This is a genomic window from Geodermatophilus normandii (genome assembly GCF_003182485.1).
Taxonomy (GTDB): domain Bacteria; phylum Actinomycetota; class Actinomycetes; order Mycobacteriales; family Geodermatophilaceae; genus Geodermatophilus; species Geodermatophilus normandii.
Map to the genome: position 1 here is coordinate 375,936 of NZ_QGTX01000001.1, position 24,352 is coordinate 400,287.

26 protein-coding genes and 1 pseudogene are annotated in these 24,352 nt (G+C 74.3%); 18 read left to right on the plus strand and 9 right to left on the minus strand.

Annotated features, from left to right (window positions below; translation table 11 throughout):
• Nucleotides 1-365 precede the first annotated feature (365 nt).
• Nucleotides 366-2,030 (plus strand): NlpC/P60 family protein, encoded by a 1,665-nt coding sequence (locus tag JD79_RS02000; protein WP_245899544.1) that lies wholly within the window; start codon nucleotides 366-368, stop codon nucleotides 2,028-2,030.
• 58 nt (nucleotides 2,031-2,088) lie between these two features.
• Here the strand turns inward: JD79_RS02000 and JD79_RS02005 are convergent, their stop codons facing one another.
• The 9 genes and pseudogenes from JD79_RS02005 to JD79_RS02045 all read right to left on the minus strand — a co-directional run bounded on the left by JD79_RS02005 (nucleotide 2,089) and on the right by JD79_RS02045 (nucleotide 8,808).
• Nucleotides 2,089-2,841, minus strand: a complete 753-nt coding sequence (locus tag JD79_RS02005; protein WP_110004185.1) for a hypothetical protein — start codon at nucleotides 2,839-2,841, stop codon at nucleotides 2,089-2,091.
• Entirely contained in the window at nucleotides 2,838-3,182 is a 345-nt protein-coding gene (locus JD79_RS02010; protein ID WP_110004186.1) for a hypothetical protein, read from the minus strand. Before JD79_RS02010 ends, JD79_RS02005 begins: the two co-directional genes overlap by 4 nt.
• Nucleotides 3,183-3,333: 151 nt before the next feature.
• Nucleotides 3,334-4,437, minus strand: coding sequence for a sigma-70 family RNA polymerase sigma factor (locus JD79_RS02015; protein ID WP_110004187.1), 1,104 nt, complete (start codon nucleotides 4,435-4,437; stop codon nucleotides 3,334-3,336).
• Nucleotides 4,438-4,495: 58 nt separating this feature from the next.
• A complete protein-coding gene (locus JD79_RS24380; RefSeq protein ID WP_245899546.1) occupies nucleotides 4,496-4,912 on the minus strand; it encodes a hypothetical protein in 417 nt (138 codons plus the stop codon).
• Nucleotides 4,913-5,258: 346 nt separating this feature from the next.
• Nucleotides 5,259-5,426: pseudogene (csrA, locus tag JD79_RS24385) on the minus strand (carbon storage regulator CsrA); the annotation flags it as partial.
• 86 nt (nucleotides 5,427-5,512) lie between these two features.
• Nucleotides 5,513-5,917 carry a flagellar assembly protein FliW gene (gene fliW / locus JD79_RS02030; protein ID WP_110004188.1) on the minus strand — a complete coding sequence of 135 codons (405 nt, stop codon included), beginning with the start codon at nucleotides 5,915-5,917 and terminating at the stop codon, nucleotides 5,513-5,515.
• Nucleotides 5,914-6,816, minus strand: coding sequence for a flagellar hook-associated protein FlgL (gene flgL / locus JD79_RS02035; RefSeq protein WP_110004189.1), 903 nt, complete (start codon nucleotides 6,814-6,816; stop codon nucleotides 5,914-5,916). The genes fliW and flgL overlap by 4 nt, the downstream gene beginning before the upstream one ends.
• Nucleotides 6,817-6,821: 5 nt before the next feature.
• Nucleotides 6,822-8,240: a flagellar hook-associated protein FlgK gene (gene flgK / locus JD79_RS02040; protein ID WP_110004190.1), complete on the minus strand. Its 1,419-nt coding sequence runs from the start codon at nucleotides 8,238-8,240 to the stop codon at nucleotides 6,822-6,824.
• A 73-nt stretch (nucleotides 8,241-8,313) separates the two neighbouring features.
• Nucleotides 8,314-8,808: a flagellar protein FlgN gene (locus tag JD79_RS02045; protein ID WP_245899548.1), complete on the minus strand. Its 495-nt coding sequence runs from the start codon at nucleotides 8,806-8,808 to the stop codon at nucleotides 8,314-8,316.
• A 184-nt stretch (nucleotides 8,809-8,992) separates the two neighbouring features.
• Between JD79_RS02045 and JD79_RS02050 the strand changes: the two genes are divergently transcribed.
• The 17 genes from JD79_RS02050 to JD79_RS24125 all read left to right on the plus strand — a co-directional run bounded on the left by JD79_RS02050 (nucleotide 8,993) and on the right by JD79_RS24125 (nucleotide 24,346).
• Entirely contained in the window at nucleotides 8,993-9,925 is a 933-nt protein-coding gene (locus tag JD79_RS02050; RefSeq protein ID WP_245899550.1) for a sigma-70 family RNA polymerase sigma factor, read from the plus strand.
• Between the two features lie 123 nt (nucleotides 9,926-10,048).
• Nucleotides 10,049-10,906 carry a flagellin N-terminal helical domain-containing protein gene (locus tag JD79_RS02055; RefSeq protein WP_110004192.1) on the plus strand — a complete coding sequence of 286 codons (858 nt, stop codon included), beginning with the start codon at nucleotides 10,049-10,051 and terminating at the stop codon, nucleotides 10,904-10,906.
• 195 nt (nucleotides 10,907-11,101) lie between these two features.
• Entirely contained in the window at nucleotides 11,102-11,959 is an 858-nt protein-coding gene (locus JD79_RS02060) for a flagellin N-terminal helical domain-containing protein (protein WP_110004192.1), read from the plus strand.
• A gap of 195 nt (nucleotides 11,960-12,154) precedes the next feature.
• Nucleotides 12,155-12,976 carry a flagellin N-terminal helical domain-containing protein gene (locus JD79_RS02065; protein WP_110004193.1) on the plus strand — a complete coding sequence of 274 codons (822 nt, stop codon included), beginning with the start codon at nucleotides 12,155-12,157 and terminating at the stop codon, nucleotides 12,974-12,976.
• Between the two features lie 107 nt (nucleotides 12,977-13,083).
• Nucleotides 13,084-14,484, plus strand: coding sequence for a flagellar filament capping protein FliD (gene fliD, locus JD79_RS02070; protein WP_110004194.1), 1,401 nt, complete (start codon nucleotides 13,084-13,086; stop codon nucleotides 14,482-14,484).
• Nucleotides 14,485-14,539: 55 nt separating this feature from the next.
• Nucleotides 14,540-14,896 (plus strand): flagellar export chaperone FliS, encoded by a 357-nt coding sequence (gene fliS, locus JD79_RS02075; protein WP_245899552.1) that lies wholly within the window; start codon nucleotides 14,540-14,542, stop codon nucleotides 14,894-14,896.
• The gene (locus tag JD79_RS02080) at nucleotides 14,893-15,237 is read left to right on the plus strand and encodes a hypothetical protein (RefSeq protein ID WP_110004196.1); all 345 of its coding nucleotides are present in this window, start codon (nucleotides 14,893-14,895) and stop codon (nucleotides 15,235-15,237) included. Before fliS ends, JD79_RS02080 begins: the two co-directional genes overlap by 4 nt.
• A gap of 345 nt (nucleotides 15,238-15,582) precedes the next feature.
• Nucleotides 15,583-15,933, plus strand: a complete 351-nt coding sequence (flgB, locus tag JD79_RS02085) for a flagellar basal body rod protein FlgB (RefSeq protein WP_245899554.1) — start codon at nucleotides 15,583-15,585, stop codon at nucleotides 15,931-15,933.
• 1 nt (nucleotide 15,934) lies between these two features.
• Nucleotides 15,935-16,333, plus strand: coding sequence for a flagellar basal body rod protein FlgC (gene flgC, locus JD79_RS02090; RefSeq protein WP_110004197.1), 399 nt, complete (start codon nucleotides 15,935-15,937; stop codon nucleotides 16,331-16,333).
• A 2-nt stretch (nucleotides 16,334-16,335) separates the two neighbouring features.
• Nucleotides 16,336-16,665 (plus strand): flagellar hook-basal body complex protein FliE, encoded by a 330-nt coding sequence (gene fliE / locus JD79_RS02095; RefSeq protein WP_211307827.1) that lies wholly within the window; start codon nucleotides 16,336-16,338, stop codon nucleotides 16,663-16,665.
• The gene (gene fliF, locus JD79_RS02100; protein WP_110004198.1) at nucleotides 16,665-18,263 is read left to right on the plus strand and encodes a flagellar basal-body MS-ring/collar protein FliF; all 1,599 of its coding nucleotides are present in this window, start codon (nucleotides 16,665-16,667) and stop codon (nucleotides 18,261-18,263) included. The genes fliE and fliF overlap by 1 nt, the downstream gene beginning before the upstream one ends.
• 73 nt (nucleotides 18,264-18,336) lie before the next feature.
• Nucleotides 18,337-19,416 carry a flagellar motor switch protein FliG gene (fliG, locus tag JD79_RS02105; protein WP_110004199.1) on the plus strand — a complete coding sequence of 360 codons (1,080 nt, stop codon included), beginning with the start codon at nucleotides 18,337-18,339 and terminating at the stop codon, nucleotides 19,414-19,416.
• A 76-nt stretch (nucleotides 19,417-19,492) separates the two neighbouring features.
• On the plus strand, nucleotides 19,493-20,389 hold the full coding sequence (locus JD79_RS02110; protein ID WP_245899556.1) for a FliH/SctL family protein: 897 nt from the start codon (nucleotides 19,493-19,495) through the stop codon (nucleotides 20,387-20,389).
• Nucleotides 20,331-21,575: a FliI/YscN family ATPase gene (locus JD79_RS02115; RefSeq protein WP_245900298.1), complete on the plus strand. Its 1,245-nt coding sequence runs from the start codon at nucleotides 20,331-20,333 to the stop codon at nucleotides 21,573-21,575. Before JD79_RS02110 ends, JD79_RS02115 begins: the two co-directional genes overlap by 59 nt.
• 1 nt (nucleotide 21,576) lies before the next feature.
• Entirely contained in the window at nucleotides 21,577-22,038 is a 462-nt protein-coding gene (locus JD79_RS02120; protein WP_110004201.1) for a flagellar FliJ family protein, read from the plus strand.
• Nucleotides 22,026-22,994 carry a transglycosylase SLT domain-containing protein gene (locus tag JD79_RS02125; protein WP_110004202.1) on the plus strand — a complete coding sequence of 323 codons (969 nt, stop codon included), beginning with the start codon at nucleotides 22,026-22,028 and terminating at the stop codon, nucleotides 22,992-22,994. The genes JD79_RS02120 and JD79_RS02125 overlap by 13 nt, the downstream gene beginning before the upstream one ends.
• Complete coding sequence (locus JD79_RS24125; protein ID WP_110004203.1) at nucleotides 22,991-24,346, plus strand: flagellar hook-length control protein FliK; 1,356 nt, start codon at nucleotides 22,991-22,993, stop codon at nucleotides 24,344-24,346. The genes JD79_RS02125 and JD79_RS24125 overlap by 4 nt, the downstream gene beginning before the upstream one ends.
• The last annotated feature ends 6 nt before the right edge of the window (nucleotides 24,347-24,352 follow it).

A 24,352-nucleotide genomic window follows, 5' to 3' on the forward strand; every position in this document is an offset into this window, starting at 1 on the left:
CGCGTCCACCCGGTCCCCCGGGTGGGCGCACCTCCTCCCCCGCAGGGGTGAGGCCCGCTCCCCCGTCCCTCCTCCGGGTCCCCGGACGGTCGATCTCACGGCGAGCGCTCCCCGACGGAGCGCGGCCACGCCGTTCGAGACCGCCCGGGGGACCCACCGTGCCTGCACCGCGCACGTCCGCACCCCGCGGCGGGAGCTCACCGCCCGCGAGGCCCAGGCGCTGCGCGCCCTGCTCGCCGCCCGCGCCGGCGCCGCGGGTCCACCACGCCCGGCCGGCGCGAAGCCGGCCCCCGCAGGAAGCCGACGAAGCGGGCGAAGCCCGCCGCCCGCCGGCCCGCCGTCCGCGTGCCGCGCGAGCGCGGCCCGTGGCGGCCCGGCTGCTCGTCGTCGGCCTGGCCACGCTGCTCGTGCCCGTCCTCACCGTCCTGCTCGCCCCGGCCACCTCGGCCCCCGGCTCGGCCACGGTGGCGGCCGACCCGGCGAGCCTGGCCCTGGCCGCGCGCAGCACGCTGCTGCAGGACGCCGACGCCTACCGCCGGCTGCAGGCGGAGGTCACCGCGCGGCAGGCCGAGCTGCAGGCGGCGGTCGAGGGCGAGCAGGCCGCGCGGGCCGCCGTCGTCGCCGAGCAGGTCACCGTGGGCTCTGCCGCGGCCGACCTCTACCGGGCCTCCGCCGTCGGCCGGATGCCGGTCCTCGGCCTGGAGGCCGGCACGCCGACGACCACGCCGGACGTGCTGTACGCGCAGGCCCTGGCCGACCGGGCCGCCGGCGCGCGGGAGGCGGCCGTGGTGCGCGCCGAGCGCGCCGAGGCCGCCGCCCGGGCCGCCGCCGAGCGGGTGACTCTCGCGCGCGACGCCGTCGAGGCCGCGACCGCGCAGGCCCGCACCGTGCTGGCCGGCGTCCGCGACACCGTGGACGCGCTCGGCCCCGCCGTCGCCGCGCAGCTGGCCGCGCTGGACACCGTCCCGGCCGCCGGCGCGCAGCAGGAGCGCAACACCGCCGCGCTGCAGCGCTGGCAGGCCTTCCTCGCCGAGCTCGCCTCCGCCGGGATCGAGCCGCCGCCGGCCGCCGCGCTGGCCGACCCGACGTCGTTGCCCGAGGGCTTCTCCCCCGCGCTCGACGCCGCCGGTCAGCCGGTGCCGGGCGTGGCGTGGGCCGTCGTCGGCAACCGGCCGGTGACCGTGCTGCCCGCCGAGACGGTCGCCGCGGTGAGCAGCGCGCTGTCGCGGCTGGGCCGCCCCTACTCCGCCGGCGCCACCGGCCCGGACGCCTTCGACTGCGGCGGGCTGACCGCCTCCGCGTGGCTGCTCGCCGGCTACGACCTGCCCGTCACCGCGGCGGGGCAGTGGGCCGCGGCCGCGGTCGTGCCCGACTCGCAGCTGCAGGTCGGTGACCTGGTCGTCTCCGGCGGCGGTGCCGACGTCGCCCTGTACCTGGGCGAGGGCGAGGTCGTGGGCGCCTCGGCGGCGACGTACCAGGTCGGCGTGCGCGCACTGCCCGGCGATGCCCGCGGGGTGCGGGTGACCCTGCCCGCCCCCGCGACGCCGAACGCGCCGCTGCCGCCGTCGGCGTCGGGTCTCGGCGCCTGCGGTGCCCTCCCGGCGCCGGCCGGCCCGGTCAGCCCCGCGTGGGGTGGGTGGTCCAACGGCCGCATCCCGGCCGAGGCGCTGTGCCCGATCGCCCGCGGCCACGCGCTGCGCTGCGACGCCGCGGCCGGCTACGCCGCGCTCGGCCGCGCCTACGAGGCGGCGTTCGGCAGCCCGCTGTGCATCACCGACTCCTACCGGTCGATGGCCGCGCAGGTCGACGCGTTCCGCCGGAAGCCCGTGCTGGCCGCGGTGCCGGGGACGTCGAACCACGGCTGGGCGCTGGCGGTGGACCTCTGCGGCGGGATCAACGTCGCGGGAACACCGCAGTGGACGTGGATGACCGGGCACGCCGGGCAGTTCGGCTTCGTCAACCCCGACTGGGCCCGGCCCGGCGGCGAGAAGCCCGAGCCGTGGCACTGGGAGTTCGGCCGCCTCCTCTGAGGCCGGGAGCGCTCCCCACGTCCTGGCGCCCGCGACGTGGGTGTCGCTCCCGGTGCCCCTACAGCCAGCGGAGGGCGGGCAGGGCGGCCCAGGGCAGCCGGACGCAGGCCTCGCCGGTCTCGCCGAGCCGGGCGGACACGGCCGCCGAGGCGCACGCCAGCGGCCGCAGCGGCGTGACGACGACGTGCGGCTCGCTCAGCCGCAGCCCCGCCTCGGCGATCCGGCCGAGCAGCCGCTCGGGCGCGGCCAGCGCGGCGGAGGCGAGCATCGGCGCGCCGGGGTGCGACCACAGCGCGACCGGCCCCTCGACCCGCAGCACTCCCCCGGCCTCGGCGGCCCGGGCGGTCGCGGCGGTGCGGGTGCGGGTCACGACGGCGGCGTCGGCCAGGTCCGAGGGCGTCCAGGCGACCGTGCGGTCCCCGCGCCGGACGACGACCCGCCAGCCGACCGCGGTCCGCGCCGGGCAGGTCCAGTCCAGGACGGCGACCCCGGTCCCGGCCGCGGCGGCGTCGCTGACCGGGCGCGCCGCGACGAAGGCGGTGAGCGCGGCGGCCACGCCGTCCCCGGTGGGGACCACGCCGGCGTCGGTCATGTCCTCGGCGAGGTCGTGCAGGGGTACCCGCACGCGGCGCTCGTCCTCGGCGAGGACCAGCACCGGCCCGCGGGCGGGGTCGGCGAGCACGGCGGCGCGCAGCCGGCCCGTGGCCAGGGCGGGGAGCACGGCGTCGGCGGCGGCGCGGACGTCGTCGACGGCGACCGGCGCCGGGCGGAGCCGGTGCAGGAGGCCGGACGAGGGGCGACCGCGCGTCACGGGCGGCGACCGCCCAGGGTCGCGCGCAGGGCGGCCGGCAGGCCGGCGAGGCCGAGGACGCTGTCGAGCTCCGCGGCTGACAGCCGCACCGGCAGGACGTCGTCGGCCCAGCCGGTCACCCGGCGCACGCGGGCGGCGGGAGCCGGCCACACCGCGTCACGGGCCGCGGCGACGTGCAGCTCGGTCAGGACGTCGGCGAGGTGGACGGCGGCGACCGGGTGCACGCCGGGCTCCTCCACGGCGGCGCGGACGACGACGGCCAGCAGGGCGCGGTCCTCCTCCGACAACCAGTGCGGGAGCAGGACGGCGGCGTCCGGTCCCCCGGCGGGCACGACGCTCACCGCACACCTCCCCCCGTCGGCACGGCCGGTCCCGGCTGCCCGGCGCCGGGAGCGGCGGGGCGGGGACTCGCGGTCACGCCCTCCCTATCGGCAGGTCCGCGCCCGGATGGACCCGTCGGGACGGCACTGCTGCGTTCCGTTTACCGGGACGTCACTCGGACAACTCGGCGAGCCGGTCCTTCAGCGCCCGCTCGACCCGGTCGGCGTGCACGTTCATGTTGCGCACCGACGTGCCGAGGTCGGCCGAGACCTGCGTCTTGGTCTGCCCGCCCCAGGTGGTCAGGTACCAGGTCGCCCAGCCCAGGACGTTGGGCTGCGCCGCCCGCTGGCCGCGCGCGGCGGTCGGGTCCGAGGCGCAGGCGGCGGTCAGCGCGTGCGAGAGCAGCGTCTGGTCCGCCTCGTCCATGATCTGGTCGGGTGCCTCGTGCGAGTCCGGCAGCAGCACCTCGGTCGCGTCCGGGCCGCCGTCGAGCGACTGCAGGTTGCGCAGCCCGTTGAGGGTGGCGACGGTCTGCGAGTTGCGCCGCAGCGTGGCCACGCTCTGCCCCATGTAGGCGGCCAGCTCGCGCTCGGTGGGCCGGCGCTGGTGCTCGGCCTGGAAGGCGGCGATCGCCTTCTGCTGCCGGTTCTCGGTGTCGGCGGCGGTGCGGCCGTGGGCGTTGCGCCCGAGGTCGTGCACCCACTTGGACAGCTGAGTGGCGAGGAAGGCGCCGAACGGGACGCCCTTGGTCTCGTCGTACTGGCCGACCGCCTTGAGGATCCACTCGGCGACCTGCTGGTGCAGGTCGTCCGGGTCCGGCACGTGCAGCCGCACGGTGCTCGCATTGCGCTGCAGCCGCTTGAGGCTCAGTGGGTGGTAGTGCCGGCACAGGTCATCGAGGAAGGCCGGCGGCAGGTCGCGCGGGGCGCGCCGGCGGACGCCGGCCTCCGCGCGCAGGCCCACGGTGGTGCAGTCGTGGCCGGCGCACCAGGCGCGGATCCAGTCGGCGAGCACCTGGCCCTGGCCGCACGGCCCGTCGACCCGGTAGAGGCCCTCCCCCTCGTCGTGGCTGACGGTCACGCCGTCGGGCAGGTCCGCCCGGAACTCGGCCAGCGGGAGGTCGCGGTCGACGCGGAAGTGCACCCGGTCGCGTGCGGTGATCGGGACCCGCGCGAAGCCCTCGGCCTCGGGGACGCCACCGAACACCAGCGGCGCGCGGGTGCCGGCCTCGGCCGGCTGGTCGGGGAGGGAGGAGGACGGCGCTGCGGAGGTCACGGGTGCTCCTGGTCGATCGCGGGGAAGGCGACGGCGAGGGCGGTCGGCCCTGGGACCGCTACGCCAGGGCGAGGAGCTCCGGGGCGGCGGCGACGTCGACGTCGTCGCCGGCCAGCAGGAGGACCTCGGCGGCCGCGCGCTCGGCCGCGGCGGGCTCGGCGGTGTAGACCGGCATGTGGTCGTACAGGACCGTGAAGAGGTCACTGACGAAGCTGTAGGCGGCCTGCGCCTGCGGGGAGAAGCGGGCGATCGCCTCGCGCGGCCCCAGCTCGACGCCGACGGTGACGCGGACGACGCGCTCGTCCTTGCCCAGGCCGGTGACGGAGAAGGCGACCGCCGGGTGCGCGGCGGCCAGCGCGGCCAGCTCGGCCAGGCAGCGCCGGGTCGAGCCGCGCCGCGGCCGCAGCTGGACGTGGACGACGACGGTCTCGTCGGCCTGCTGGGTCTGTGCCGTGTCGCTGTGCTGCATCCTCATCGCCCCCTGTGTCGTGCTCGGGGGCAACTCTGGCGCATGAGCGGACGGTGACGGGCACACAACTCGCCGTGCCCTGCGCAATCTGAGCGGCGACCTTCGTCAGGTTCTGCCCGGAAGACGGGCCGCCCAGGTCGGGCGGGCCCGCGCATCGGCGAGTGTTGCCGAGCCGCGGACCCGCCGTCGGTGGCGTGTCGTCAGCGCGCCGGCGCCTCCGGCGAGGCGGACCGCTCGCGGGCCGCCGAGGCCCGGGGGCGGGGGCTCCCGGGGCGGGGGTCCCCGGGGTGTCCGCCTGCGGCGCGAACGCGGCGAGGGCGCCGAGGGTGTCGGCGGTGACCTGGGCGGCGAGCAGGTTCGCCTCGGCGATCTGCCGGTAGACCTCCTCGCGGTGGATGGTCACCTCGCGGGGGGCCTTGAAGCCCAGCCGGACGGTGCCGCCGCGGACCTCGACGACGTGCACCTCGATGTCGTCGCCGATGCGGATGGTCTCGCCGACGCTGCGGGTCAGTGTGAGCACGGGTACCCCTCCATGGGTGTGTGACGGCCTCCTGGCACCCCCGCCCGGCGGGGCGGGGTGTCGAGCGGTCGGACCGCTCCCCCCCTCTATCGGCGCAGGGGACGCCGGATCGGATGACGGCCGTCGGGGAGCACGACCTGGGTGGCCCGCCAGGTCGCCGGGTTGAGCACGACGGGGGCGCGCAGGTTCGCCGTCGCCGCCGCCGGGCCCTCGGCCGGCACGGTGACCAGGCAGAACAGCGAGGCGTCGGCCGGGTCGGCCAGGTCCAGGTCGGCCAGCACCTGGGCCGGCAGCACGGGCGCGTAGTCCGGGAAGTACCGGGCCGAGGGGATAGCCAGGAATCGCGGACCGTCGGCGTCCAGGGACTGGAGCCAGAACAGCAGCCCGTCCCCGTCGGCCGTGACGAGCACGTAGTCACGGAAGTCGGGGAAGCCGGGCAGCGGGGACACCATGCCCAGGAGTGGCAGGGTGACGACGGGGGCGAGGGTCACCGCAGGAAGTCCACGAGCGAGGGCTGGATGACCTTCGCGGTCGCCGACAGCGCTGCCTGGTAGCCGGTCTGCTGCATGTTCAGCTGCATGATCGTCTTGGGCAGGTCGACGTCCTCCACGGCGGCCAGCTGCCTGGTGAGCTGCAGCTGGCGGTCGGTGTTGACCTGAGCGGCCGTCTCGACACGAGCGGAGCGGGCCCCGACGGCGGCGGTCGCCGTGAGCAGCCGATCCATCACCCGGTCGAGCGAGTCCAGATGCCCGGACAGCGCGTCCGGATTGCGCTCCACGTCACCGGCAATCGTCTTCACCAGGGCGAACAGGTCCCCGTCCGCAGGGTCGCCGAAGGCCTCCGGCCCGGTGATGTCGACACGCACCTCCTCGTTGTTGGAGATGCGGCGCCTCTGCTCCACCGCCGGGATGGCTGCCGTTCCGCCGACCCCGACGTAGGTGCCGTCCGCCAGGTATGCCTGCGTGCCGGTGGTCACCCCGCCGAACAGCGGCTGGCCGTCGATCGAGGTGTTGGCCAGCCCGATCAGGCTCTCCCGGAGGGCGTCGAGCTCGGTGGCGATCGCGGTCCGGCTGCTCGGGGACATCGCCCCCTCGTTGGCCGCCCGCAAGGTCAGGGTCTGCACGCGCCGGACCTGCTCCAGGACCGTCGTCAGCACGGAGTCGGTGGAGTTGAGCCGGCCCTGCGCGTCGGAGATGTTGCGCGCCTGCTGCGTGGCCGCCGCCTGGTCCTGCCGGATCTGCATGGACCGGTTGACTCCGGCGGGCGAGTCGGAGGGCCTGCTGACGAGCTTGCCCGACGTGAGCTGCTGCTGCAGCTTGCCGACCTCGGCCAGATTGCGGTTGAGACCCTGGAGCGCCGTTTGGGTGACTGCGCGTTGCGTGATGCGCACTCAGGTCACCGCCCCACGACGCCGGTGCGGTTGATCAGGGTGTCCAGCGCCTCGTCGATCGCGCTTACCATGCGTGCGGCGGCGTTGTAGGCGTGCTGGAAGGAGAGCATGTTGGTCATCTCCTCGTCGAGGTTGACCCCGGAGACCGACTCACGGGCGGCGTCCACCTGAGCGGACACCACCTGCTGGACCTCGAGGTCGCGGGTGGCCACCGAGGACTGGACCCCGAGGGACGCCACGAGCTTGCGGTAGGTGGCGTCGAGACCCGAGGTGTCCAGGCTGAGCTTGAACATGAGGTCGGCGTTCTTGCCGTCGGAGGAAGCGACGTTGCCGATCGTCGCAGGGTCCGTGCCCGAGGCGGCGAAGTTCGAGGGGTCGGTCAGACGCAGGTTCAGGTTCGCGGCGGTGATGTCGGTGCCGCCTCGACCGTCGTCGAAGAGCGTTCCGCCACGCACTCCCGTGCTGTCGAAGCCGGCGGCGTGCGCGGTGTTCATCGTCGTCGCGATGGAGCGAGCGAAGGCGTCGATCTGGTCACGGTAGGCCGGCACGATCGTCGTCAGAGCGTTCAGCTGGCCGGCGGCGGTGCCGCCGACCCGTAGCGCCGCGCCGCCGGGGACGGTCTCCAGGTGCGGCGGGGCGTCGCGGACGTCGTCTGGGGTGCTGGTGCCGCTCAGTCGGACGGCGATCGACTTGTCGCCCGCCACAACAGACGTACCGCCGATGGCCACGTCGACGACGCCGTCCGACCCTGGAACGGCGGTGGCGCCGACCGCCTCCGACAGCTTCACCACCAGTGCGTCCCGCCTGTCGGCGAGCTCGTTGGTCGGTAGGCCGGAGAGCGTCGCCTGCCGGATCGCCACGTTGAGCTCGGCCACGGAGGCGGCGGAGGTGTTCACCTCGGTGACGAGCGCGGCGAGGCCGTCGCGGGTTTGGTCCCACTGCTGGTCTAGCGCCGCGCGGGTGGTGCGGATGCCGTCGGCAAGGGTGTCGAGACGCTCGAGGACCTGACTGCGAGAGGCGAGCGTCTTCGGGCTGTTGGCCAGCTCCGAGAAGCCGGACCACACGTCGGCGAGCATGCTCTGGATGCCACTGTCGCCCGGTTCCCGGAAGGCATCCTCGACACCCGAGAGCGCGGCACTCTCGGCCGCCAACCGCGCGGTCTTGGACGTCTCGAGGTGGCCGCGGGCCTCGAGCAGCGCGTCCCGGACCCGGCGCACGCTGTCGGCGTCGACGCCGCCGTCCACCGCGGTGCTGACCGAGTGGATCGCTGGGACGGCGGTGCCGCCCATGGCGGTCTGGTCCACCCGCTGGCGGGAGTAGCCGGCGGTGTTGACGTTGGCGATGTTCTGGCCGGTGACGTCGAGGCCGCGCTGGGCGGCCCACAGCGCCGTCGACGCCGCGTTGAGGCCGGAGAACGTGCTCACTGCAGCTCCTCGCTGGCGCTCGGCGCCGTCGTTCGCAGTGCTGCTGTGCTAATCGGTGAGCTCATGAGCTCGCTCACAGGGCACCGTCCAGGGTGACCGCGCGGGAGGACCCGTGCTCGGAGCGGCCGGTGGCGCCGTAGGTGCCGGCCGTGGGCTGGCGCACCGACAGCAGCGCGTCGCCGATGGCGGCGAGGCCGCCCTCGATGAGCTCCCGGTTGGCGTCGGACAGGCTGCGCAGGTCGGTGACGAGGACCAGCAGCGCCTCGTGGTGCTTGGCGAGCAGGTCGTTCCACGGGGGCGGCGCGGCGTCGGCCAGCTGCCGCAGCGACGGGTTGACCCCGGTGCCCAGCCGGACGGCGAGCGCCTCGGTCGCGGCGGCCCGCTCGACCTCGAGGACGCGCAGCTGGTCGAGGACCACCTCGATCTCGTGCGCAATCCGGGCCAGCCAGCGGGTCTTGCCCGACAGGATCAGGTACTGCTTCTCCTCCGCCTTGAACAGCAGCAGGTCGAGCAGCTCCTGCTCGCGCCACAGCAGCGTCGACAGGTGCTGGAAGTCCACGTCCGCCACCGCCTCCCTCGTGTCCCGGCGGGCATCCCGTCGTCCGCGCCATCGCGGTCGGTGCCACCGCGGTCAGACGGTCGGCACCGGGCAAGCGGCCCTCAAGCCGAGTTCCCAGGATTGGCAGGAGTTGTGCGTCCCGGACGCCGAGGTCCCTGCCGAGAGAGGGACCGTGCCAGCAGCCCGCTCCCCGGTGACCGAGCGCCCGGTCCCCGCGCGCCCCGCTCCCCCGCAGCCGCCCGCCGCCGTGCGGCCGGAGGCCGTGCGCTCCGTGGCGGAGGTCGAGGCGATCGTCACCGAGCACCTCCCGCTCTGCTCGTTCGCGGTCAACGCGGTGGCCTCGCGGATCTCCCTGCCCGGCCACGTCAGCCGCGAGGACCTCCTGTCCTGCGCCAAGCTGGCGCTGGTCGAGGTGGCCCGCCGGTTCGACCCGTCGGCGGGCGCCACCTTCGCCACATACGCCCTCCCCCGCCTGCAGGGCGCCGTCCTCGACGAGCTGCGCTCGGGCGACTGGGCCAGCCGCTCGGTGCGCGCGGCCGCCCGCCGCACCGACGCCGCGGCCGACGCGCTGACCATCCGGCTGGGCCGTCCGCCGACGCGCGAGGAGCTCGCCGAGAGCCTCGGCGTGCGCCGGGAGGAGCTCGACGCGCTGCAGGTCGACGTCCACCGCGCCGTCATGGTGAGCATCGACGCCGAGGTCGGCGGCGAGGGCGGCACGCTGGACCTGCCCGACCCCGGCGAGTCCCCGGAGCGGGCGGTGCTGCGGGGTGAGCGGGCGCGGCACCTGCAGGACGCCATCCGCGCGCTGCCCGACCGGCTCGACGAGGTCGTGGAGCGCAACTTCTTTGGCGGGGAGTCGCTCACCGACATCGCCGCCGACCTCGGCGTCACGCTGTCGCGCGTCTCGCAGATGCGCGCCCGCGCCCTGACCCTGCTGCACGCGGCGATGAGCGAGGTGTGGGAGGGCCGGGCGGTGCCGGCCGACGGCGGGGTCCGCGCCCGCAACCAGCAGCGGCTCTACGTCGAGCGGGTCGCCGGCCGCGCCCCGGCCGACCGTGCCATGCCGCCTCTCCCCCGTCCCCGCACCGGCTGGCAGGCAGCCTATGGAGCTGCTCGGCCCGCTTAAGTCCTGTCGGCTGGAGCGCTCGGCTCAAGAGCAGTGCAAGTCCAGCCGTAACACCACTTGCACGGCCCGCAGCACGGATGCAGCGGGACACCACCCCAAGGCCCGATTCCAAGGAGGAACACCATGGGTCTGAGCGTCAACACCAACATCGCGGCGATGAACGCCTACCGCAACCTGTCGGTCACCGACGGGCAGATGGCCAAGTCGCTGGAGAAGCTGTCCTCCGGCTTCCGCATCAACCGCGCCGCCGACGACGCGGCCGGTCTGGCCATCTCCGAGGGCCTGCGCTCCCAGATCGGTGGCCTGAAGGTCGCCGCCCGCAACGCGCAGGACGGCATCTCCGTGGTCCAGACCGCGGAGGGCGCCCTCACCGAGGTCACCTCGATGCTGCAGCGGATGAACGACCTGACGGTCCAGTACAACAACGGAACCCAGAACGCCGACTCCAAGGCCGCCATCAAGAGCGAGTACGACCAGCTCAAGACCGAGATCGGCCGGATCCAGACCAACACCAAGTTCAACGGTGTGAACCTGTTCGGCAACACCACGGCCGCCAACGCCACCCTCGGCACGGCTGCGGGCGAAGTGTCCTTTCAGGTGGGCTTCGACAGCGGCGACCGGATCAACGTCGACCTGAGCAAGAAGGTCGTCCTCGACGGGTCCATGACGGACGCCGGCGGCGCAACCCTCGCCGCGCTGAACATCGAGACCGCCACGAGCACCGACGTCCAGAAGTACATCACCGCGACGTCGAGCATCCGCGCGAACCTGGGTGCGCTGCAGAACCGGTTCGAGCACACCATCAACAACCTGAACACCTCGGTGGAGAACCTCTCCGCCGCGGAGTCCCGGATCCGCGACACCGACATGGCCCAGGAGATGACCAACTTCTCCCGGACCCAGATCCTCAGCCAGGCCGGCACCGCCATGCTCGCGCAGGCCAACCAGTCCTCGCAGGGCATCCTCAAGCTGCTCGGCTGAGCACCGCGCACCACCTGAACACCCGGTGAGGGGGGAGGCCATCCGGCCTCCCCCCTCACCGCGTTCCCGGGTCGAGAAGAAGATCCGCGCTTGGGGTCAAGGAACCCGTATCGGTGGCCGACATCAGTAGGGCACGGCCCGCAGCACGGATGCAGCGGGACACCACCCCAAGGCCCGATTCCAAGGAGGAACACCATGGGTCTGAGCGTCAACACCAACATCGCGGCGATGAACGCCTACCGCAACCTGTCGGTCACCGACGGGCAGATGGCCAAGTCGCTGGAGAAGCTGTCCTCCGGCTTCCGCATCAACCGCGCCGCCGACGACGCGGCCGGTCTGGCCATCTCCGAGGGCCTGCGCTCCCAGATCGGTGGCCTGAAGGTCGCCGCCCGCAACGCGCAGGACGGCATCTCCGTGGTCCAGACCGCGGAGGGCGCCCTCACCGAGGTCACCTCGATGCTGCAGCGGATGAACGACCTGACGGTCCAGTACAACAACGGAACCCAGAACGCCGACTCCAAGGCCGCCATCAAGAGCGAGTACGACCAGCTCAAGACCGAGATCGGCCGGATCCAGACCAACACCAAGTTCAACGGTGTGAACCTGTTCGGCAACACCACGGCCGCCAACGCCACCCTCGGCACGGCTGCGGGCGAAGTGTCCTTTCAGGTGGGCTTCGACAGCGGCGACCGGATCAACGTCGACCTGAGCAAGAAGGTCGTCCTCGACGGGTCCATGACGGACGCCGGCGGCGCAACCCTCGCCGCGCTGAACATCGAGACCGCCACGAGCACCGACGTCCAGAAGTACATCACCGCGACGTCGAGCATCCGCGCGAACCTGGGTGCGCTGCAGAACCGGTTCGAGCACACCATCAACAACCTGAACACCTCGGTGGAGAACCTCTCCGCCGCGGAGTCCCGGATCCGCGACACCGACATGGCCCAGGAGATGACCAACTTCTCCCGGACCCAGATCCTCAGCCAGGCCGGCACCGCCATGCTCGCGCAGGCCAACCAGTCCTCGCAGGGCATCCTCAAGCTGCTCGGCTGAGCACCGCGCACCACCTGAACACCCGGTGAGGGGGGAGGCCATCCGGCCTCCCCCCTCACCGCGTTCCCGGGTCGAGAAGAAGATCCGCGCTTGGGGTCAAGGAACCCGTATCGGTGGCCGACATCAGTAGGGCACGGCCCGCAGCACGGATGCAGCGGGACACCACCCCAAGGCCCGATTCCAAGGAGGAACACCATGGGTCTGAGCGTCAACACCAACATCGCGGCGATGAACGCCTACCGCAACCTGTCGGTCACCGACGGGCAGATGGCCAAGTCGCTGGAGAAGCTGTCCTCCGGCTTCCGCATCAACCGCGCCGCCGACGACGCGGCCGGTCTGGCCATCTCCGAGGGCCTGCGCTCCCAGATCGGTGGCCTGAAGGTCGCCGCCCGCAACGCGCAGGACGGCATCTCCGTGGTGCAGACCGCGGAGGGCGCCCTTGGCGAGGTCACCTCGATGCTGCAGCGGATGAACGACCTGACGGTCCAGTACAACAACGGAACCCAGAACGCCGACTCCCAGGCGGCGCTGAGCGCCGAGTACGAGCAGCTCAAGACCGAGATCGGCCGGATCCAGGACAACACCAAGTTCAACGGTGTCCCCCTGTTCATGCCGTCGGCCGCGGCCCAGGATGACGGTGCCCCGGCCAGCACAGTCGTCTCGTTCCAGGTCGGCTTCGCCAGCGCCGACAAGATCGACGTGAACCTGACCGGGCGGATCGACGTGACGGGCCTCACCATCGCGGGCTCTACGAGCAATGACGTCCAGGGCAAGATCAAGGACACGTCGACGCTTCGGGCCACGCTCGGTGCGCTGCAGAACCGGTTCGAGCACACCATCAACAACCTGAACACCTCGGTGGAGAACCTCTCCGCCGCGGAGTCCCGGATCCGCGACACCGACATGGCCCAGGAGATGACCAACTTCTCCCGGACCCAGATCCTCAGCCAGGCCGGCACCGCCATGCTCGCGCAGGCCAACCAGTCCTCGCAGGGCATCCTCAAGCTGCTCGGCTGAGCACCGCGCACCACCTGAACACCCGGTGAGGGGGGAGGCCATCCGGCCTCCCCCCTCACCGCACCACCACCCAACCTCCCGGGACAGGAGAGACCGACTTGGCCGGCATGAGCGTGACGACGGGCCTGATCTCGGGCATCGACTACGACGCAATGATCACGCAGCTGATGCAGGTGGAAGCAAACCCGCAGACACTGCTGAAGCAGAAGCTCGCCGCCTCCCAGGACGACGCCGACGCCTACCGCGCTGTGAACACCAAGTTCGACGCACTGCGCAGCGCCGCGGAGGCACTGACCAAGACGGCCACCTGGGCCTCGGCCAAGGCGACGAGCACGAGCACCGACGTCGTCGCGACCGCCGCCACGAACGCACCCGCCGGCACCAGCGTGACCTTCGCGGTGACCAAGCTGGCTCAGACCCACAGCATGATGACCGCTGGCGAGTGGAGCAACGCGACAGCGTCCGCGGCCAGCGGCGGCCCCAGCTGGCCGCTGACCATCAAGGACGGCGCCGGGAAGACAGCCACCATTGAGCTTCCCGCGAGCGGGACCCTCGCCGACGCCGCCGCTGCGATCAACGCGGCGGGCCTGGGCGTCAAGGCGAGCGTGGTCCAGCTGGCCGGAGACCGGTTTCGCCTGCAGTTCACCGCCACGACCGGCGGCGGCGCCGGCGTCTTCAGCGTCACCGACGCCACCGGCGTCACCGGCGCCGGACTCGTCACCACGACGCAGGGCCAGAACGCCACGCTCGACCTGGGCAACGGGATCATGGCCACCTCACCGACGAACACCTTTGCCGACCTGGTCCCCGGCGTCACGATCACCGTGACCAAGGCCGACCCCGGCAGTCGGACGACCGTCGCAGTGTCCAGCGACCCGGAGGCGGTAGCCACCGCGGTTCAGGCGTTGGTCACCGCGACGAATGCAGTGCTGTCGAGCATCAAGGGCCACACCCGCACCACCACGGGCAGCGACGCAGTGCTCAAGGGAGACAGCACGCTGCGCTCGCTGACCGGCCGGGTCCTCGAGGCCATTTCCACAGCGATCGGCGGCACAAGCTCGGCCGCCACGGCTGGACTCCAGTTGAACCGCTACGGCGAGGTGACCTTCGACAAGACGAAGTTCCTCGCCACACTGCAATCCGACCCGAAGCTCGCGCAGCGGCTGGTCAACGGGACTGTCGCCACGACGGGCGCTGACCAGGTCGCCGGCACCACCGACGACACAGCGGCCGTCCAGGGGGTGGCACAGCGGCTCCTCGAGCTGTCGCAGCGCGTCACGGACACGGTCTCGGGCATCCTGACCCAGAAGGTCAAAAGCGAGGACGACGAGGCTGCCGACCTCCAGGTCCGGATCGAGGACTGGGACCGTCGCCTGGAGCTTAGGAAGGCCACCTTGACCGCCCAGTTCACCGCCATGGAAACCATGCTCGGCACCCTGCAGAGCCAATCGAGCTGGCTGTCCTCTCAGATCAGCTCGCTCCCGCGCTGGTCCTCGTCCGACTCCTGATCCCGCTCTCCCGGAGGAACTTCCAATGAGTGCCGCAGCTCTACGCGCCCGGTACATGGGTGACTCTGTCGCCACCGCCTCCCCGCAGCAGCTGCTCGTGATGCTCTACGACCGGCTGGCCCTGGACCTTGAGCGCGCCGGGACCGCCCTGGCCGCCGGCGACCGCGAGACCGCCAACGAGCAGCTCCAGCACGCCCAGGAGATCGTCATCGAGTTGCGCAGCAGCCTGCGGGTCGACGTCTGGGAGGGCGGTCCGCGTCTCGCGGCCCTGTACGGCTGGCTGATCACCGAGCTCGTGCAGGCCAACGTCAAGGGTGACCGCAACCGCGTCGAGTCGTGCCTGAGGGTCGTCGAGCCGCTGCGCGACGCGTGGCGCCAGGCGGCCGCCAGTCTCGCGGCCGGCACCGCATGACCGCGGCACACTCCGCCGACGAGCAGCGCCGCGCGGAGTGGACCACCGTCCTCGAGGAGATGGAGGTCGAGGTCCTCGACGCCGAGCGCTCCATCCGCGGCAACCGCGCGGAGGAGATCGCCGCCTGGGGCCGGCGCATGGCCGACTGGACCCCGCCGTCGGTGCTGGGCCCGGTGCCCGTGGACCTGCGCGAGCGGGCCGCCCGCCTGCTGCAGCACCAGCTCGCCGTCGCCGAGGAGCTCGTCGAGCGGATCACCCAGTCCCAGCGCCAGCGCGACGTCGCCGCGCGCATGGCCTACCGCCCCCGCCCGGTGGCCGCCTTCATCGACCGCGCCCTCTAGCACTTCTCGACAGTCCCCGACCCGGCCGGGTCCGCCAGACGGCGGGCCCGGCCGTCGTCGTTCCCGGCCGGTCCCCGCCTCCCGTGCACGGGAGGCGACTCACGGGGCACCACCGACCCCAGCGGCGCCCCTGCGGCTCGTCCACGCCGTCCGTCACACCCGTCCCCGGAGTCACGCCGGGTGGTCAAGGTCTGACGGACCGCTGCCGATGCCACCCCTGCACGGACAGCACAGCCCTCGCCACGGATCGGCGGCCCCTCCCCTGCGCCCTCGCGCGCGCGGGGGTCCCCGACGTACCCGGAGGCCAGTCGTGCCCTGCCGTCCTGCCCGCCGGCGGTCCGCCCGATGCTGATCAGCGACGCCACGATGACCACGCTGCACGCGGCGCTGACCGGCCTGGCCCAGCGCCAGCGCGTGACCGCGGACAACATCGCCAACGTCCAGACCCCGGGCTTCCTCGCCGGCCGGACGGACTTCGAGTCCTCGCTGCGCACCGAGCTGCGCCAGGGGAGGACGCCCACGGTCTCCGGCGGCTCGGTCGCCCGCTCGCTCGAGCCCACCCGTGAGGACGGCAACAACGTGAACCTCGACAGCGAGACGGTCATCGCCACCGAGACCGGCCTGCGCTACCAGTTCGCCCTCACCGCGCTCGACGGCAAGTACAGCGGCCTGCGCACGGCGCTGAGGACGTCCTGACGTGTTCGACGGCCTCGACATCTCCGGGTCCGGCCTGTCGGTCCACCGCCGCTGGATGGACGCCGTCTCGGACAACATCGCCAACATCAACACGGTCAGCTCGACCGACGGCGAGGCGTTCAAGGAGCGCATGGTCGTTGCGCAGGCCGTGGACTACGGCTCCGGCGAGGGCGGCGTGCGCGCCGCCCGGGCCGAGTTCGGCAGCGGCGAGGGCCGGCTCGTGTACGAGCCCGACCACCCGCTGGCCGACGCCGAGGGCTACGTCCGCTACCCGGACATCGACCTCGGCGACCAGATGACCCAGCTGATCATGGCCCAGCGCGGTTACCAGGCGAACCTGGCGTCCCTGGAGCGGGCGACCACCGCCTACCAGGCCGCCCTCCAGCTCGGGAAGGGCTGAGCATGACCTCCCCCATCAGCGGCCTCTCGCTGCCCGGCTTCCCGACCGTCGGCGCGCTCGGCGGAGTCGACGGTCCCACCGCCGCGGCGCCGGCGACCACCTCGGCGTCCGGCGAGGGCTTCGCCGCGGCGCTGACCGGCGCCCTCGACGAGCTGGGGAGCCTGCAGTCGGCGAAGGACCAGCTCGCGGTGCAGGCCGCCACCGGTGACCTGCGCGACGTGCACGACTACATGATCGCCGCGCAGGAGTCCTCCGTGGCGACGGAGATGGTCGTGACCTTCAAGAACAAGGCGGTCGAGGCCTTCACCGAGATCATGAGGATGCCCGTCTGATGCCTGCCGCACTGGCCGGGCCGCTGGCGAAGCTGCGCGGCACGCTCGCCACCATCAGCGTGGGCCAGAAGGTCGTGATCGGCCTGCTGGTCCTCGGGCTGGCTCTGGGTGGCTTCTTCTTCTACCGGTGGATCACGACGCCGACCATGGCGCCGCTGTTCTCCAACCTGGCCTCGGCCGACGCCTCGGCGATCGTCGACGAGCTCAACGCCGGCGGCGTCTCCTACGAGCTGTCCGACGGCGGCCAGACGATCCTCGTGGCCAACGACCAGGTGTACGACCTGCGGCTGCAGATGAGCGGCAAGGGCCTGCCGGCCGGCTCCGACACCGGCTACGCGCTGCTCGACGAGCAGGGCATCACCACCAGCGAGTTCCAGCAGCAGGTGCAGTATCAGCGCGCCATCGAGGGCGAGCTGTCCAACACCCTCGAGGCGCTCGACGGGGTGCAGACCGCCGTCGTGCACGTCGCGCTGCCGGAGGACGAGGTGTTCGCCAGCGACGAGGGCGAGCCGACCGCGTCGGTCCTGCTGGACCTGACGCCGGGCACCCAGCTCTCCGGCGAGCAGATCCAGTCGATCACCAACCTCGTCTCCTCCAGCATCGAGGGGATGGACCCCGAGCAGGTCACCGTCTCCGACTCCACCGGCCAGCTGCTGTCGGCCGCCGGGCAGGGCGTGACCTCCGCCTCCGGCGACGCGCGCTCGCAGATGGAGACCGACTACGAGACGCGGCTGGCGGCCAACGCCCAGTCCATCCTCGACACCGTCCTCGGCCCCGGCCACGCCCGCGTCGCCGTCCGCGCCGACCTGGACATGTCGCAGCGCGACAGCACCGCGACGACCTACGGCTACACCGAGGGCACGCCGCCGGTGTCCGAGCAGAACTCCAGCGAGCAGTACACCGGCGACGGCGCCGTCGTCGGCGGCGTGCTCGGCCCGGAGAACACCGCGGACGCCGCGGACGGCACGGGCGGCGGCACCTCGGAGTACGCGACCGAGTCGACGACGGCCAACAACGCCGTGGACCAGACGGTCACCAACACCGTCTCCGCCCCCGGCGAGGTCAACCGGCTCACCGTCGCGGTCGTCCTGGACGACACCGTGGCCGGCGGCCTCAACCAGGCCCAGGTGCAGGCGCTCATCGGCAACGCCGTCGGCCTGGACCCGGCGCGCGGCGACGGCATCAGCGTCGCCTCGCTGGCCTTCGACACCACGGCCGCCGACCAGGCCGCCGCGGAGATGACCGCGGCCCGCGAGGCCGAGCAGCAGGCGCAGATGTGGTCGCTGGTCAAGAACGGCGCCATCGGCCTGGGGATCGCGCTGCTGGTGCTCGTCGTCTGGCTGCGCTCGCGCCGCCGCGACGACGACGAGGAGGACGAGGACGACGAGCCGCTGGCCCTCGACGAGGGCCTGATCGCCGAGCTGGAGCGGCTGCGGGTGTCCAGCTCGCGCGACGACACCGCCGTCCTGGACAACCGGGCGCTGGAACTGGAGGCCGCGGAGCGGCAGCGGGTGCGAGGGGAGATCGCCACGATGGTCAGCGAACGTCCGGACGAGGTGGCGCAGATGCTGCGCGGCTGGCTGAGTGATGTGAAGTGACCGAGCTCGCGAGGTCACCCATGGGTACCGCGACCTGCGGAGCAGGTCCTACGAGCGCCAGCGAGGAGGAGCTGTGACGCTCGCCAGTGTCGAGCAGCTGGTGGGCGCGGGCGGGACCAACCTGCCCGCCCTGCCGCCGGCCCGGCCCCGGCCCGAGATGCCGGGCCTGCGCAAGGCCGCCGTCTTCCTCGCCCAGATGAGCAAGGACGAGGCCGGGCTGCTGCTGTCCAAGCTGCGTCCCCGCGAGGTGGAGGCCCTCACCCGCGAGATCATGAAGCTCGGCTCGGTGGAGCCGGCCGACGTCGACGGCGTGCTCAGCGAGTTCCACGAGCTCATGGCCGCGCAGCGCTTCGTCGGCCGCGGCGGCGTCGACTTCGCCCGCGAGATCCTGGCGGCCGGCCTCGGCGAGGACAAGGCCGAGGGGATCCTCGCCCGGCTCAACGTCGTCTACACCGAGGTGCCCTTCGCCTCGCTGCGCAACGCCGACGTCCGCCAGCTGGTCACCTTCCTCAAGGACGAGCACCCGCAGGTCATCGCCCTGGTGCTGGCCCACCTGTCGGCCGCGCAGTCGGCCGAGGTGCTCTCGGGCTTCTCCCCCGAGCAGCAGGCCGAGGTGGCGCACCGGATCGCCACGATGGACCGCACCTCCCCGGAGATGGTCCGCCTGGTGGAGGAGGAGCTCGGCCGCCGGATGGGCTCGCTGCTCGCCCACCAGGACATGTCCACCGTCGGCGGCGTCGAGACGCTCGTCGAGATCATCAACCGCTCCCCGCGGCCGACCGAGCGCTCGATCCTCGAGTGGCTGGACACCTCCGACCCGGAGCTGGCCGAGCAGGTGCGCGCGCAGATGTTCGTGTTCGAGGACATCACGACCATCGACGACCGCTCCATGCAGCTGGTGCTGCGCGAGGTGGAGGCCAACGACCTGGCCACCGCGCTCAAGGGCGTGCGCCCCGACGTCCGCGACAAGGTCGTGCGGAACCTCTCCGAGCGCGCCGCCGAGAACCTCGCCGAGGAGATCGAGCTGCTCGGCCCGGTCCGCGCCCGCACGGTCGAGGAGTCCCAGGGCAAGATCGTCGCCGTCATCCGCACCCTCGAGGAGCAGGGCGTGCTGACCATCTCGCGGGGCGGGGACGATGAGTTCGTCGCCTGAAGCAGCCCGTCCCCCCCACCCCTCGCACGCCCGGGGCGGGACCCTGGACGGCGCCGATCGCGGGACACGGCCGTCGGTGCTGCTGCGCGGGGCCTCGGCCACGGCGGCAGCGCCCTACCGCTCGGTGCCCGGGACGACGGTGCCGCCGCGCCCGCGGCCGGAGCCCCAGCAGGCCGGGCCCTCCCCCGTCGTCGCCACCGCCCCCGAGGTCGTCGTCGAGCGGCGCGGCACCGTCCGCCGCGCCGCGGACGTCCCCGTGCCCAACGGCCGTGGCGTGCGGCGGCTCGGCGACGTCTACGCCGAGGAGCTCGCCCGGCTGCGCGAGTTCGCGCGGGCCGAGGGGTACGACGCCGGCCACGCCGAGGGCCTGGCCGAGGCCGGCCGGGTCGTCGCCCGGGCCGAGGCCGACGCCGCCGCCCGGCTGGCCGACGTCCAGGCCCGCTGGGAACGCCGGATGGCCTCGGCCACCGCGGCCCTCGGCGCCGCCGTGTCCGCGCTCGACGCCGCCGCGGTGCCCACCGCCGAGGACGTCCGCGAGACCCTCCTCGGCGGCGTGCTGACGCTGGTGGAGGACCTGCTCGGGCGGGAGGTGTCGGCGTCGACCACCGCCGGGCTCGACGCGGTGCGCCGGGCGCTGACCCTGCTGCCCTCCGACGCCCCGGCCGTCGTCCGGCTGCACCCCGACGACCTGGCCGAGGTCCCCCCGAGGCGCTGGCGGCGCTGCCGCCGTCGGTCCGCGTCGTCGGCGACGAGGACGTCGAGCGCGCCGGCGCGGTCGCCGAGTGCGGTGCCCGGCGGGTCGACGCCCAGCTGTCCACGGCGCTGGCGCGGGTGCGGGCGGTGCTGTCCGCGTGAGCACGACCGCGCTGCTGGAGCGCGCCCGCCTCGCCGCCCGCCCGCAGCTGACCGGCTCGGTGGTCGGCGCGATGGGGCTGACGCTCACCGTCGAGGGCGTCGTCGCCGCCGTGGGTGACCTCGTCGAGGTCGACCCCGGCCCGCGCGGGCTGATGGCGGAGGTGGTCGCCGTCTCCCGCGACCGGCTCACCTGCATGCCGCTGGGCGAGCTCGGCGGCGTGCACGCCGGCGCCCCGGTCCGCAACACCGGTATGCCCCTGCAGGTGCCGGTCGGCGAGGCGCTGCTCGGCCGGGTGCTCGACGGCCTCGGCCGGCCCGTCGACGGGCACGGCCCGCTCGGCGCCGGGGTCGACTGGGTCGACCTGGCCAGCGAGACCCCGCACGCGCTGTCCCGCCGCCGGGTGGACGAGGCGCTGCCGGTCGGCGTGCGCGCGCTGGACACCCTGGTGCCGGTCGGCAAGGGCCAGCGGCTGGGCATCTTCGCCGGTTCCGGCGTCGGCAAGTCCACGCTGCTCGCGCAGATCACCCGCGGCACCGAGGCCGACGTCCGGGTCATCGGGCTGATCGGCGAGCGCGGCCGCGAGGTCAAGGAGTTCCTCGAGGAGAACCTCGGCCCGGAGGGCATGGCGCGCACCGTCGTCGTCGTCGCCACCTCCGACGAGCCGCCCCTGGTGCGGCTCAAGGCCGCGTTCGTGGCCACCCGCATCGCCGAGGGCTTCCGCGACCAGGGCCGCGACGTGCTGCTGCTCATGGACTCGATCACCCGCACGGCCATGGCCCAGCGCGAGGTCGGCCTGTCCGCCGGCGAGCCCCCCGCGACCCGCGGCTACCCGCCGAGCGTCTTTGCGATGATGCCGCGGCTGCTGGAGAAGGCCGGCCCCGGCGCGACCGGCTCGATCACCGGCCTCTACACCGTGCTCGTCGAGGGCGACGACCACAACGAGCCGATCGCCGACACCGCCCGCTCGATCCTCGACGGGCACGTGGTGCTCACCCGCACGCTCGCGACCACCGGCCACTTCCCCGCCATCGACGTCCTGGAGTCCATCTCCCGGGTCGCCGGTGCGGTGGTGTCGCCGGCACGCATGGCCGACGCCCGCGAGGCGCGGCGGTTGCTGGGCGCGCTGCGCGACGTCAAGGAGCTCGTGGAGATCGGCGCCTACCAGGCCGGCAGCGACCCGCTGGTCGACCGCGCCCGGGCGCTGTCGCCCGTCCTCGACGCCTTCCTGCGCCAGCCGCTGGAGGACCGCACCGCTCCCGACGACGCGTGGTCGATGCTGCACCGGCTCGTGACGGCCGGCTGACGTGGGCAAGCGGGCCGGCTTCCGCCTCGAGCCGGTGCTGCGGGTGCGCCGGGCCGCCGAGCAGGCCGCCGAGCGGGCCGCCGCCGACGCCGCCGCCGCGGCACGGGAGGCCGAGCGCCGCGCCGAGGAGCAGGCCGCCGCCCTGGCCACCCGGGTGCCGCCCGTGTCGTCCCCGGCACACGTCTTCCTCGCCGCGATGGTCGCATCGGCCGCCGCGGCTGCCGATGTGACAGCTGCACGGGCGACGGCGCAGGCCTCGGCCGAGCAGGCCGGGCTGCTGCGCGCGCGGTGGACCGCCGCCGCCCAGGAGACGAAGGCGCTGGAGAAGCTGCGCGAGCGGCACCTCCTCGCGCAGCGGCACACCGAGCTCTCCGCCGAGGAGCGCGCGGTCGACGACCTGGTCACCGCCCGGCACGCCGGGACCGGCACCGACGGAGGAGAGGAGGGACCGTGGAGGGACTGAGCGCGGTGCAGGGCCGCATCGCCGAGATCCAGAACCGGATCCTCACCCTCGCCTCGGCGTCGTCGACGTCGACCTCGGCCGCCTGGGCCACCGCGGCCTCCGCCGCCGGGCTCACCGGCACCTCCGCGACGGGCGCGACCGCCGCCGCGGCGACGACGGCGACCGGCACGGAGGGGCAGGTCGTCGCCGCGGCGCAGCGCTACCTCGGCGTCCCCTACGCCTGGGGCGGCACGGACCCGTCGGTGGGCCTGGACTGCTCCGGGCTGGTGCAGCGCGTCTTCGGCGACCTGGGCATCGACCTGCCGCGCACCAGCTCCCAGCAGGCCACCGCCGGCACACCGGTCGCGAGCCTCCCCGAGGCGCGCCCCGGCGACCTCGTCTTCTTCGACAACTCCCCGTCGCGCCCGGGCATCGACCACGTCGGCATCTACGTCGGCGACGGGAAGATGATCGCCGCGCCGCAGGAGGGCGACGTCGTCAAGGTGCAGGACGTGGGCGACCCGGCGCTCATCCGCCGGGTGCTCCCCTCCTCCGCCGCCTCCCCGGCGCCGACCCCCGCCGGCGGAGCGGGGCTGGCCGGCGTCCCCTACGCCGACCTGTTCACCGCCGCCGGCGCCCGGCACGGCGTCGACCCCGCGCTGCTGGCCGGCGTGGCGAAGGTGGAGTCCGGATTCGACTCCGCCGCCGTCTCGTCGGCGGGCGCCACCGGCCTCATGCAGTTCATGCCGGCGACGGCCCGCGGTCTGGGCGTCGACGCCACCGACCCGGCGTCGTCCGTCGACGGCGCTGCGCGCTACCTGCGCCAGCTCACCGACCGGTTCGGCTCGACCGACCTGGCGCTGGCCGCCTACAACGCCGGTCCCGGCACGGTCGCCCGCCACGGCGGCATCCCGCCGTACGCCGAGACCCAGTCCTACGTCCGCAGGGTCACCAGCGCCGCGGAGGCCTACTCGTGACAGCACCCGCCCTGATCGCCACCACCGCGGCCGCGCCCGCCCCGGCTCCCGCGGCCGGCGGCTCCGACCCCGCCTCGGCCGCCGGCTTCGCGTCCGCGCTCGACGACGCCGTCGCCGAGCGCCCGGCCGCCGACCGCCCGTCCGGCGAGCGCGGGGTCGGCCGCGACGGCGAGCGCCCCGGCCGTGCCGTGGGCCGCGACGGCGAGCGCCCCGGCCGCGCCCTCGGCCGCGACGGGGAGCCCGGCCGTCCGGAGGCCGCCGACGCCGGTGCCGCCGCCGACGGCGCGGCGGCCACCGGCACCGCTCCCGCCGTCGACACCGCCGCCGTGCCCGGTGCGCTCCCGGCCGGCTGGGCGCTGGCGCTCGCGCTGGGCACCCCCGTCCCCACCGCCGTTCCCCCGGCCGCCGGCGCCGCCGGCCCGGCCGCCGCGCAGGGCGCCGTCGCCGACGGGACCGGCGCGGTGCCGGCTGTGGCCGCCGGACCGCCGCAGGCCCTCCCGGCCGCGGCCGCCGACGCCTCCGTCCCGGCCGGTGCCCCCGCCGCGCCGCACCCGGGCGCCGTGCCCGCCGCGCCGGCGCCGGTCCCGGCGACCGCCCCCGCGGTCCCCGGCGCGCCCGCCCTCCCCGAGGGGCTCGTCGTCGTCCGGGCCGCCGACCCGGCACCCGCGACGGGCACGACGGCCGCCGTCCCCGTCCTCGCCGAGCCGCTGCCCCCGGTCCCGGTCGTCCCGTCCTCCGGCGGCACCGCCGACAGCGGTCCCCGGGAGCAGGACCGCGGCACCGCGGACGGGCCGGTCCCCACCGCCGCCACCGCCGCACCGGCACCCGCCCAGGCCCCCGCGTCGACGGCCCCGGCCGCTCCCGCCGCCCGGGCCGACGTCCCGCAGCAGCCGGTGGCCGCCCAGGTCGCCCCCGCCGTCGCCACGCTCGCCGACGGACCCGACGGCACGCACACCATGACGCTGGTGCTCACGCCGGAGACACTGGGGCCGGTCGAGGTCCGGGTGACCGTGCACGAGGGCCGGCTCGACCTCAGCCTGCGCGGCGCCTCCGACGCCGGCCGCGCCGCGCTGCTCGACGCGCTGCCCGACCTGCGCCGCGACCTGGAGGCCTCCGGCCTGACCTGCTCGAAGCTGCAGGTCGACCGCGACCCGGCCGGCTCGGGCCCGTCGCAGGCGCAGGCCGGCTGGCAGCAGGCCCAGCAGCAGGCCGGCGGGCAGGGCCGCGGCGGTGCACACGGACCCGCCGACGACCGCGGCCGCCCGTGGCTGCGCGACGCCGACCCCGACGGCGGCCGCCCGGCCGCCGCCCCCGTCCACCCCGCGTCGAGCGGCCTCGACGTCCGGGCCTGAGAGGAG

What these genes read in the sequence shown, in the direction of transcription:
- JD79_RS24380 (WP_245899546.1), bottom strand. Translation starts at nt 4,912, where the DNA reads ATGAGGATGCAGCACAGCGACACGGCACAGACCCAGCAGGCCGACGAG.
- JD79_RS02055 (WP_110004192.1), top strand. Translation starts at nt 10,049, where the DNA reads ATGGGTCTGAGCGTCAACACCAACATCGCGGCGATGAACGCCTACCGC.
- JD79_RS02060 (WP_110004192.1), top strand. Translation starts at nt 11,102, where the DNA reads ATGGGTCTGAGCGTCAACACCAACATCGCGGCGATGAACGCCTACCGC.
- JD79_RS02065 (WP_110004193.1), top strand. Translation starts at nt 12,155, where the DNA reads ATGGGTCTGAGCGTCAACACCAACATCGCGGCGATGAACGCCTACCGC.
- fliD (WP_110004194.1), top strand. Translation starts at nt 13,084, where the DNA reads ATGAGCGTGACGACGGGCCTGATCTCGGGCATCGACTACGACGCAATG.
- fliS (WP_245899552.1), top strand. Translation starts at nt 14,540, where the DNA reads ATGGGTGACTCTGTCGCCACCGCCTCCCCGCAGCAGCTGCTCGTGATG.
- JD79_RS02080 (WP_110004196.1), top strand. Translation starts at nt 14,893, where the DNA reads ATGACCGCGGCACACTCCGCCGACGAGCAGCGCCGCGCGGAGTGGACC.
- flgB (WP_245899554.1), top strand. Translation starts at nt 15,583, where the DNA reads ATGCTGATCAGCGACGCCACGATGACCACGCTGCACGCGGCGCTGACC.
- fliE (WP_211307827.1), top strand. Translation starts at nt 16,336, where the DNA reads ATGACCTCCCCCATCAGCGGCCTCTCGCTGCCCGGCTTCCCGACCGTC.
- fliF (WP_110004198.1), top strand. Translation starts at nt 16,665, where the DNA reads ATGCCTGCCGCACTGGCCGGGCCGCTGGCGAAGCTGCGCGGCACGCTC.